Below are 10289 nucleotides of genomic sequence, written 5' to 3'. Positions count from 1 at the left end.
TATTGAAAGACTTGTCGAGATTTTGGTTTCGGTTTTGATTGATATTTTTCAGAATATCAATGTCGATATTTTGGGCAAAAGGTTTGAATGAAAATAAAAAAAGTGTGGCGAAAACGACAAGTTTTTTTGTCATGGTTTTAGAGATAAAACAGGTTATTAAGTAGAATGACGAATTTAGATTTACGAATGACGAATATAAAGCATTTATTATCAATTATTTAAGCCTTTTCAGGTTTAAAATGAATTCATTTCTTTACTTAATTTGTATTTGTTGGTTAGAAGCAAAGTTAGAAGCCTGTTTGATAGTTTTTAAATTAGCTTGTTTTGGCTCATTTTTCGGGCGAACTGGAAGTTCGCCCCACAGATAAGTTATTTTATGATAACTCGCTCGTTATCAAGTAAATGCAGGTTTTCTTCGAGGTGCATACTCGATTTTTCGTTATCGAAATCATCTTTGTAGGCTTCTTTTAGTTGTTTACGCTTGATGGCTTCAAGACACCGACGCACATCGTCTTTTGTTTCGAGTTCGAGCATCGGTACTTCGGTTGGTTTGCCGCTATCATCTTTTGCAACCATCGTAAAGTATGAAGTATTGGTGTGTTTTTGTTCGCCCGTTTTTACGTTTTCCGATACAACTCTGATACCAACTACCATTGAGCTACGACCTACGTAATTGACCGATGCGTGCAGCGAAAGCAACTCACCGACTTCGATGGGTTGTAGGAAATTCACACCATCAACGGTTACCGTAACTACATAAGAACCGGCATGTTTTGAAGCACAGGCATATGCCACCTTGTCCATGAGCGAAAGCAAGATTCCTCCGTGAATTTTACCACCAAAATTGGCGTAGGATGGAATCATTAATTCGGTAATTGTAGTACGTGAATAAGAGATAGGTTTAGATTTTTGCATTGAATTAAAATAATAAGAACGGAGTAAAGATAAAGGAGATTTTAAAACAAAACAAAAACGCCACCGCAATCTTGTGCCGTGGCGTTTAAAATAAACCCTAACCCATAAAAATCAATGTTATATAACTCTATTTTATTATTGTACTTTTTTTATATTAATTTTCGCAATCATTGTGCCATAAATTGTTTTTTGTAAAAAAAAACTTTTAAGCGGATACGTTTAATTACCCATGTATTACTACATAATTATCTAAAAAATAATCATTTATTATTACATATGCGATAATTTCGTGCCAAAATTGTTTTTTTCTAATAAAAAAACTTAAAGAATAAATTGTGTAATTTTTGCATTTACCTTTAATGCAGGTTGTTACTTTTGCATTTTTTCAAGATTATTCATTTTGGCTTCAAGAGCTTCAATTTGCTTATTAGCCTTAATCATATACAATGTAAGTTCTTCGATTTTTTCTAATAATTTGGCACTTGTTTGGGTTACATCTAAGCCATTTTTTACCATCTCTTCGGCCGAAGGCACGTTAGGTAAATGGCGGTAGAAATTGATATGCTTCTCTACTTCATGCAGCGACATTAGTCTGTAACCGTTTTCAAAAACGTAGTCGGCCCAACGGTCAGAATTTGCTACCGCAACTCTTACTCTTTCGGTCATGATACCACCTTTTACATACAAGCCAAAATCACCTGGGAATGAGTTGATACCCGTTCCGATTACTACTTTGCCGTTATTCGAATTGTGTAAGCGTCCGTCGGTAATTGTCCAGCCAGCACCTGTGTTATTGCCGCCGCCGGTTACAACGCCATCATTCACCAAAATAACATTACCGTTGTCATCAACCGTTAGAACTTTACCATATCGATTACCAGCTGGTGATGATGCTTTGAGTCTTGAAAACTGAAGACCACTTTGTCCGTCAGCATTTGCCGAAATCAAAATTCCTTGAGTATTGTTATTGAAAATCGCCCCACCCGAATTTGTTTTCCAAAGTTCGATAGGAGGTGTTGTTGTTACGCTTGTTGTAGGTGTATTTACTAAAATTACATTGCCGTTTGCATCAACCGAGAGCACTTTCTGGGTCGTGATAGTCGGTGTATTACTGCTACTCAATCTTGGTAAAGTAAGTGAGTTGATTGATACGCTACCAGTGTTTGTATGACTGATATTATTGCCAGTAACAGTCCATAATGAAGGAGTATTCACTACCGTATTAGCAACTCCAACTGAGTCTCTAACCAAAATCACATTACCGTTTTCATCAACCGATAGTACTTTGCCAGATGGTCTAGAAGCAGGGAATGAAAGCTTTAATTGGTTGAATACCAGTCCACTACGATTAGTCACGGAGCCATTTGTTACTAAATTTCCTGACTCTATATTTATGCCACTTTTTACTGATAAACCGTTATTGATATAGGTCTTACCGAGATTAGAATTGACAATGTCGTTGCCACTGATTGTCCATGGCGATGAAACCGGAATTGATGTAACAGAGCTAACACCAACCGAGTCTCTTACCAAAATTACATTTCCATTTTCATCGACCGAAAGTACTTTTCCATTGCTTTTTCCTGCCGGATTAGATGCTTTTAATTGAACAAACTGTAGGCCACTTCTGTTTTCTACTGCACTGTTTAGCTCGAGAGTTCCAGACTGTAAGCGGAAACCATTTTTCGCCCATAATCCGTTGTTAATATAAACTCCACCAGTATTTTTGTTGGTAATATTATTGCTTGCATCTAAATTCCAGTCAGAAGCAATGGTAGTAATAGTGCTTGGTGGAACATTTGCTAGTATAACATTACCGGTATTATCAACTGTAAGGAATTTCTGAGAAGCTACCGTTACGGTATTATTGCTACTCAACTTAGATAGAATCAAGTTATTATTAATAAACACTGCTCCCGAATTACTATTTGCGATATTATTGCCATTGACGTTCCATACTGTGGCACTCACCGGAATCGTAACTGATGCCGCAACTGAGTCTCTCACTAAAATCAGATTTCCGTTGTCATCAACCGTTAGAACTTTGCCAATTGGACGGAATGCTGTGTTTGAAGCTCTGATGTTTGATAATTGTACAGGACCATTTAAAACTACTCTTCCTGCATTTGTATTCGATAGAGTAGAGCCAGTCAAACCCCAAAAAGATGGGGTTGTTGCTCCTATTGAGTCGCGTGCTAATACAACCAACCCATTATCATCAACGGTCAATACTTTTCCATTTGATCGGGCAGTTGGAGAAATTGTACGAAGACTTTTGAAACGAATATTGCTTAAGATCACATCGCCAGCATTGCTGTTTTCGATAGAACTGCCTTTTAATGACCAATAACTCGGAGCCGATACCGGAATTCCCGAGCCAGTTCCTACCGAATCTTTCACCAAAATCACACGTCCTTTACTGTCAACTGATAATACTTTCAGATTTGATTTTTCGACCGGTGAATTACTATTTAATTGTTTTAACTCTAAACCACTGACATTGGCAAGTTTACTATCGATTGATAATGCACTTTCAGGGTTTTGGGTATTGATACCTACATTTCCTTTCTCAAAATCGCCATATATGAGTGGCGTATCTTGCAGATTATTATCTATGTATAGTTTGTTATCGCCTACTTCGTTTATCCCAGCCTTGTGCCCAATAAATATATTGCCATCCCCTTTAGAGCGTTGGCCAGCTTGTGTTCCAATCCCGATATTTTGTGAGCCAGTAGTATTATTATACAAAGCATTTGCTCCCAAAGCTATATTGTTGCTCCCTGTTTGGCTATTGAGCGATGCTTGATAACCGATAGCAATATTATTTAAACCTAAGTTAGAATCATGCAAAGCATAGGCTCCGATAGCAATCGAATTAAAACCATGACTACGGTAGCCAGCTCTATATCCAAAAAAAGTGTTGCCATAGCGATAGTCAATTAAACCCGAACGATAGTTATTTACCTTCAAAACCAATGACGTCGTATCTAATGTACCAATAAAATTAATATCAGAATTTAAGCCACTATTTCCACCAATATTCCATACGCCCGCTGCAGTAAGACCTGATGCAGAAGTTCCAGGGTTAGAAATAGCAGGCTCAGTGAAAACAGCACCGTCGGTATTGCGAGCGTATAGTCCTTTCCAAGATAAACCATCAAAGAAATAAAAACCACTAAAGAAATCAAGCTGATAGACCATCAAGCCTGTCGCAGGGTTTTTTATATTTGCCCGTTGGGCAAGTGTCATTCTCGGAATTAATAAACCTTTTGAATTAGAGGATAGATCTAATAACGCCGAATTATCGGGCTTAGTTGTTCCTATTCCGACATTTTCGTTTTGAGCCATCGAATTAATAGCACAGAAGAGCAGCAACATGAATGCTCCGGCTCTCAGACGGAGATTCTTGAAAGGTAGAATTATTCCTGACATTTCTTTAAATTTTAATTGTAAGCACGACGCCTACTCAGTGGGTTAAGCGACAATTAGGTAACATTATGCTTTTAAAAGTCTCAAATAGTATGCCAAAAAATAAAAAACACTAATATTTTGTAATCTATTGATAGTCAGTGTGTTGAAAAGTAGTTGTTTTAGGTAAATATAAAAAAAGATATTAAAGATGGAATGTTGAGATAGTTTGAGTAGCTTTAAGACACAAATTGAACAGGCCTATGTGGAAATTTTTGGGTAGCTACAGAAGCAATAAACGTCTTTTTTAAACCCAAAATAGCCCACCGATCGTGTGAAGACTTTAAAAATTACTTAATAATTGAATCGTCTTTCGACCGACAGGAAATATTTTTCGACTAATTTGTAGCGTTGTTTTTAAGTTTTTCAGGATAATATTATGTTTGCTATTTAGTATGTATACAAATGAAATAATACTCTATTGTAAAATAATAATATACAATAAATTCTAAAAAAAATCATAAAAAAGAATTTAATTTTGATTACAAGCCGTTTCACCGAACAATATTGCTAATGAATAATTAGGAAAGTTTGGGAGAAGTAAAGAAAACTAATTACTTTTGTGCCGAATGAAGTATAGGAAAGATAGAGGGTGGTAATAGGCGAAATACTAAAGAAATTTAAGAAAATATTAAGATGAAACGAATAGCAGTTTTTACTTCTGGAGGTGACGCACCCGGCATGAATGCCTGCATTAGAGCCGCAGTTAGAGGAGCATTATACCATGGTTTGGAGGTGTACGGTATCAGGAGAGGATATAATGGAATGATTACGGGGGATATTTTTCAGATGAATTCTCAATCTGTTAGTAATATCGTTCAGCGTGGCGGTACGATGCTCAAGTCGGCGAGAAGCAAAGAATTTATGACTCCCGAAGGCCGTAAAAAAGCCTACGAAAACCTAATGAATGCTGGTATCGAAGGTTTGGTTGCCATCGGCGGAAACGGAACATTTACTGGTGCTGAGGTTTTTTACAATGAATACGAAATTCCAACAGTAGGTTGCCCAGGTACTATTGATAATGACCTTTATGGTACTGACTACACGATCGGTTTCGACACTGCCGTAAATACTTCACTAGAAGCAATTGATAAAATCAGAGATACTGCCGACTCACACGACCGTGTGTTTTTTATCGAAGTAATGGGTCGTGACTCAGGCTATATCGCTATCCAATCAGGTATTGGTGGTGGGGCTGAAATAGTGATGGTACCCGAAACTCATACTCCACTCAAGAAAGTAGTAAGTACACTAAAGGATGGTTTGTCTCGATCAAAATCTTCATCAATCGTGGTGGTTGCGGAAGGTGACGAAGAAGGACACGCGGTTGATATCGCCGAAAAAATCAAAAATCAAGTAGCTGATAAACTCGATATTCGTGTAACAACACTCGGACACATCCAACGTGGAGGTACACCAACTGCCTACGACCGTATTTTGGCGAGCCGTTTAGGTTTGGGAGCGGTAGAAGGATTAATCAAAGGCTACAAAAATGTAATGGCAGGCGTTGTAAACAACGAAATGGTTTATACGCCATTTATTGATACCATCAAGAAACCAAAACCTATTCACGACGATTTGTTGAGAATGGTGCATATATTGAGTATGTAATTTTAATTTACGATTTACGATTTCGGATTTACGATTTAGAGCAGAGCTTATTCGTAATTCATACCTCGTAAATCGTAAATCTTTCAAATCCACCCCATCGCTGTATAAGTACAGTAACCGATTATTTCTCTGAAAATCAGTTGGCTATACGCCAAATAATCTTCTTTTGGTAACATATTGTACCAATAATAATTCCTTTCGTGCGAAAGATAATTTGCCCCAAAGGTATCTACTTTTACACCAACTTTCTCAAAACACGCATTCGCTCTTCGTAAATGAAAACCCGAAGTAATCAATAAATATGATTGATTTTTGAAATGTTTTTTCAGAATCCTCGAGCAATTAAGTGCATTTTCTCGTGTGTTCTGCGAGTGAGCTTCTAAAAATATATTCTCTTTCAAAACTCCGCTGATAATCATATATTTAGTAATTTCTTCAATTTCTTTTTTAGGTGTTTTTCCCAAAACACTTATTTCTCCGCCACTAATCAAAATCTTATTAATTTTCCTCTTTTTGTATAATTCGATTGTTTGAGCTATTCGGTCGGCTGATTTTCCGAGAAAGATATTTTCTTGCGGAAGTTTATCATCGTTAGTTGTGCCTCCCGTCAAAATAATGCCTACATCGTACGTTTTTACGGTCGAAATTGACGTTGGTGGAATTTCCCACCAAAGCAATAATTCGTTGATAAGTATAGGATTTGAGAAAATATACAGAAAAATAAAGGCAACAATGACTAATTTCTTCGATTTGGTACGATTTTTTGTATAAATAGCATAAACTAGCAATAAACATAAAATGCCAATTGGCATAATGATAAATGACAGAAACTTAGAGGCAATATAAAACATTAGAATTCGTTTGGTTATAGAAAAAATCTGATACTTTGGTGTTTTCGTAGATTTATCCAGGAACTAAATTAACAAGCCTTTAACAAAAAACACGCAATTAAGTATTTATCTTTGTGAAATATTATAAAATGAATAAAACCTGTACTAATATGAGAATTAGCCGAGCGGCGTTCCGCTATTTCAAAAGTCTATTATTGATTACCGCACTCATTTTTTCTGCCGAAAGTTTTGCCCAAGATGGTCACTCAATCAAGGTAAGAATGAAGGGTATTACCGAAGGTAAAACTTGTCATTTGGCTCATTTTTTTGGTTACAACCAATACATTAAGGTTGATTCGGCCAAAGTTGAAAATGGTGAGCTTAATTTTAAAGGAAAAGACCCACTCAAAGGTGGTATCTATCTGATTGTGCTTTCTCCATCAAAATACTATGATTTTGCTATAAATGGCAAAGAACAATTCATGGAAATTGAGGGTGACACAACCGATTTTGTGGGTTCAGTGAAATTTAAAGGCTCGAAAGAAAACGAAATTTTATTCGGATACCGTAAATTCTTGCAAGATAAAAGCAAAGAAGCCGAAGCCATGAGTGCAATGGCTAAATTGAAAAACGACCCTGCTTCGCAAGAAATAAATCGTAAGAAAATAGAACAACTGCAAAAAGAAGTAGACACCTACATGAAAAATACGGTGAAAGAAAACGAAGGCACTTTTGCAGCAAAAGTAATTAAGGCAAATATTGACCCCGAATTACCGACAGTATTGCCTAAAAAAGCCAATGGACGTCCAGACTCGACGTATCTATTTAATTACTATAAAGGTCATTTTTTCGATAATCTTGATTTTTCCGACGACCGTTTACTGCGTTCGCCATTTATTCATAGCCGCATAGAGCGATACTTTAAAGATCTGGTTTATCAAACAACCGATTCGGTAAATCGTGATGCAGATAAGGTTTTGAAGCTTGCCAAGAAAAACCAAGAGGTATATCGCTGGACCTTATGGTGGGTAACAAATAAATACGAAAACAACGAAATTGTTGGCCTCGATGGTGTATTTATTCATCTAGCTGAGAGTTATTATTTGAAAGATGCCGATTGGTTGGATTCAACACAACGTGCGAAATTTAAGGAGAGAGTAGATATTTTGAAGCCTTTACAAACTGGTTTGGTGTTTCCGACTTTGATTGTTGCCGATTCTTTAGGTAAAGAATATAACCCAATGCAAAGCAAGACCAAATACACAATCGTGCATTTTTATGACCCAGATTGCGGTCATTGTAAAGAATCGGCTCCAAAATTGATGGAATTTTATACTAAAAATAAAGATAAAGCAACTATCTATAATGTGAGTATAGCGTACGATACCAAAAAGATGAACAATTTTGTGCATGCCTACAAAACACAACCTTTGTTGAATCTTTGGGACTCGAAGGGTAGGTATTATTTCCGTAAGAGTTTTGATGTGTATTCTACACCGACCAACTATATTTTGGATAAAGACAAGAAAATCATCGCTCGACGAATACCCGTTGATAAGTTAGAAGATTTTATTAATTTCTACGAGCGTCAGCAAATGCAGAAAATGAGCGAAAATGCAGGAAAGTAGAAGTAAGAGAATATATACGGAGCGTCCCGAAAGTGTAAATTTTCGGGACGCTCCGTTTTTATGCCAGTTTATTAATTTTATTGGTATAATAAGCCGAAAAACCTAAAATTGCTGCTACAATACCAATAATCACCACAAACATTTCATTACCCGAATTTGAAGTTTGACTTGATTTCACGATTTCGAGTTCGATAAAAAAGAATAATACACTGATACAGACCGAAATTAAATCTAAGAGTTGGCGTCCGAGTTTAGTTCTTTCCTCCAAATTATTATTGCTTACTTTAATCGGCAAGTTTAAGTAACTAAACGGGTTTTTACGAACGCTCGCCATAAAACCAACTAATGCTAAATTAAGAAACGGAATAAAGAAAATCGTATATTTTTCGCCCCAACCGTTGGGTTTTCCGTCAATACCAAAGTGAATCGGAATTGTGGTAGGTAAGTTAGAGAACGAATACGCCGCATAAACTAAATTGACGATGGCAATCAGAATTGCCAACAAGACGAGTGTGTTGTTGTGAGTTTTCATTGTTGTAAGAATTTGAATGTAAAACATCCAGTTCTACGCACGAGGCCCAAGCAGGGTGTGAGAGCTGACTAATGAGACAAATTTCGGCAAGAAAACTGAATTTGTCAATGAGATTCTGATTAATGGGGTTTGGGTTATTTGGTTGGAGTTTTGTGTAAATGAATGGAATAAAGAAATCCCTTTTTTGTTTTGCTTTCTGAGGTTTCATGATTAATTTTATTTCATAAATATTTCACACATGAAATCTACATATTTTTTAATTCCACTTGTTCTTCTAATAGGTGATGTCTTCTCGCAAGGCTATCAAATCAATGGTAAAATCAAAAACTGCGATAATAAATGGGTCTCTTTAATTGATATAGAGAACAGAAATGCAAAATTAGATTCCGTAAAGTGTATCAATAATCAGGTTAGATTTATAGGAGAAGTGGTTGAGCCAAAATTGATTGAAATGAAGATTCAAGGCGGTAAGAGTTTTGCTACGTTTTGGGTTGAAAATAAGAATTATAGTTTCACTACTTCTCAAGATTCTCTCTGGAAAATCAAACTAACTGGCTCGCCATTGAATGATTTATATTATGAATACAATACGAGAGTAGTAATGCCACTTACAATTCAACTGGTAGAGAATTCAATAAAAAGAGAACAGGTTGTTTTACCAGGAGATTCTGTTCAACTAAAAAATATTAGTCGTGAAAACGATTCGTTACAGGTTGTATCGAATTCGCAAAATATAGATTTCATGATAAAAAATAAGAGTAGTTTTATCAGTTTGTATTTTCTGTCACATAATTACAGTCGTTTTGGATTTGCTAAATCCATCGAATTTATTGAGTCAATGAACGATGAAATTAGGAACACACCAACTGCTCAGCGGTTACTTGCGGTCATCAGAAAAATAGCAACTTTAAAAGTAAACGATGCCGCCCCAAACTTTTCTCTCAAAGATATGAATGGAAAAGTAGTTTCATTATCAAGTTTTAGAGGGAAAAAAGTTTTACTAAATTTTTGGGCAAGTTGGTGTGGCCCTTGCAGAAAAGAACATCCTGATTTAATTCGACTTTCGGAGAGATTTCAACCAAAAGGTATGGTATTTATTAGTATTTCAAAAGATGAAAATATCAACAATTGGAAAGAGGCTGTAAAGAAGGATAGACTTTCGTGGTTCCAACTTTTAGATGAAGAAAATGAAAAGGGACTCAGCACAGCAAATAATTATGGTGTATTCGGAATTCCACAAACAATCGTTATTGATGAAAATGGAAAAGTATTGATTATTAGCGATACTTTAGTAGATATTGATGC

Annotated in this window: 7 protein-coding genes; 3 read left to right on the top strand and 4 right to left on the bottom strand. The window is 36.1% G+C overall.

Features of this window, described 5'->3' with window-relative positions; translation table 11 throughout:
* Positions 1-369 precede the first annotated feature (369 nt).
* Both ACOVO2_RS06555 and ACOVO2_RS06550 read right to left on the bottom strand, forming a co-directional pair.
* Complete coding sequence (locus tag ACOVO2_RS06555; RefSeq protein ID WP_421769201.1) at positions 370-915, bottom strand: acyl-CoA thioesterase; 546 nt, start codon at positions 913-915, stop codon at positions 370-372.
* Positions 916-1284: 369 nt separating this feature from the next.
* Positions 1285-4347 carry a hypothetical protein gene (locus ACOVO2_RS06550; protein ID WP_421769200.1) on the bottom strand — a complete coding sequence of 1021 codons (3063 nt, stop codon included), beginning with the start codon at positions 4345-4347 and terminating at the stop codon, positions 1285-1287.
* Positions 4348-5019: 672 nt separating this feature from the next.
* On the opposite strand from ACOVO2_RS06550, the gene pfkA reads away from it, so the two are divergent.
* Positions 5020-5994 (top strand): 6-phosphofructokinase, encoded by a 975-nt coding sequence (pfkA, locus tag ACOVO2_RS06545; RefSeq protein WP_421769199.1) that lies wholly within the window; start codon positions 5020-5022, stop codon positions 5992-5994.
* An 83-nt stretch (positions 5995-6077) separates the two neighbouring features.
* Here pfkA and ACOVO2_RS06540 read toward each other — a convergent pair whose 3' ends face one another.
* Entirely contained in the window at positions 6078-6845 is a 768-nt protein-coding gene (locus ACOVO2_RS06540) for a YdcF family protein (protein WP_421769198.1), read from the bottom strand.
* A 128-nt stretch (positions 6846-6973) separates the two neighbouring features.
* Between ACOVO2_RS06540 and ACOVO2_RS06535 the strand changes: the two genes are divergently transcribed.
* Positions 6974-8452, top strand: a complete 1479-nt coding sequence (locus ACOVO2_RS06535) for a thioredoxin-like domain-containing protein (RefSeq protein WP_421769197.1) — start codon at positions 6974-6976, stop codon at positions 8450-8452.
* 58 nt (positions 8453-8510) lie between these two features.
* Here the strand turns inward: ACOVO2_RS06535 and ACOVO2_RS06530 are convergent, their stop codons facing one another.
* Positions 8511-8984 (bottom strand): DUF1648 domain-containing protein, encoded by a 474-nt coding sequence (locus tag ACOVO2_RS06530; protein WP_421769196.1) that lies wholly within the window; start codon positions 8982-8984, stop codon positions 8511-8513.
* Positions 8985-9222: 238 nt separating this feature from the next.
* On the opposite strand from ACOVO2_RS06530, the gene ACOVO2_RS06525 reads away from it, so the two are divergent.
* Positions 9223-10289: redoxin family protein (locus ACOVO2_RS06525; protein ID WP_421769195.1), on the top strand; the 1067-nt coding region annotated here is incomplete at its 3' end.

This window comes from Emticicia sp. (genome assembly GCF_049241225.1).
Classification (GTDB): domain Bacteria; phylum Bacteroidota; class Bacteroidia; order Cytophagales; family Spirosomataceae; genus Emticicia.
Note: the sequence above shows the minus strand (reverse complement) of the source record. Positions and strands in the feature narration are given on the sequence as shown.

What these genes read in the sequence shown, in the direction of transcription:
- ACOVO2_RS06555 (WP_421769201.1), bottom strand. Translation starts at nt 915, where the DNA reads ATGCAAAAATCTAAACCTATCTCTTATTCACGTACTACAATTACCGAA.
- ACOVO2_RS06550 (WP_421769200.1), bottom strand. Translation starts at nt 4,347, where the DNA reads ATGTCAGGAATAATTCTACCTTTCAAGAATCTCCGTCTGAGAGCCGGA.
- pfkA (WP_421769199.1), top strand. Translation starts at nt 5,020, where the DNA reads ATGAAACGAATAGCAGTTTTTACTTCTGGAGGTGACGCACCCGGCATG.
- ACOVO2_RS06540 (WP_421769198.1), bottom strand. Translation starts at nt 6,845, where the DNA reads ATGTTTTATATTGCCTCTAAGTTTCTGTCATTTATCATTATGCCAATT.
- ACOVO2_RS06535 (WP_421769197.1), top strand. Translation starts at nt 6,974, where the DNA reads ATGAATAAAACCTGTACTAATATGAGAATTAGCCGAGCGGCGTTCCGC.
- ACOVO2_RS06530 (WP_421769196.1), bottom strand. Translation starts at nt 8,984, where the DNA reads ATGAAAACTCACAACAACACACTCGTCTTGTTGGCAATTCTGATTGCC.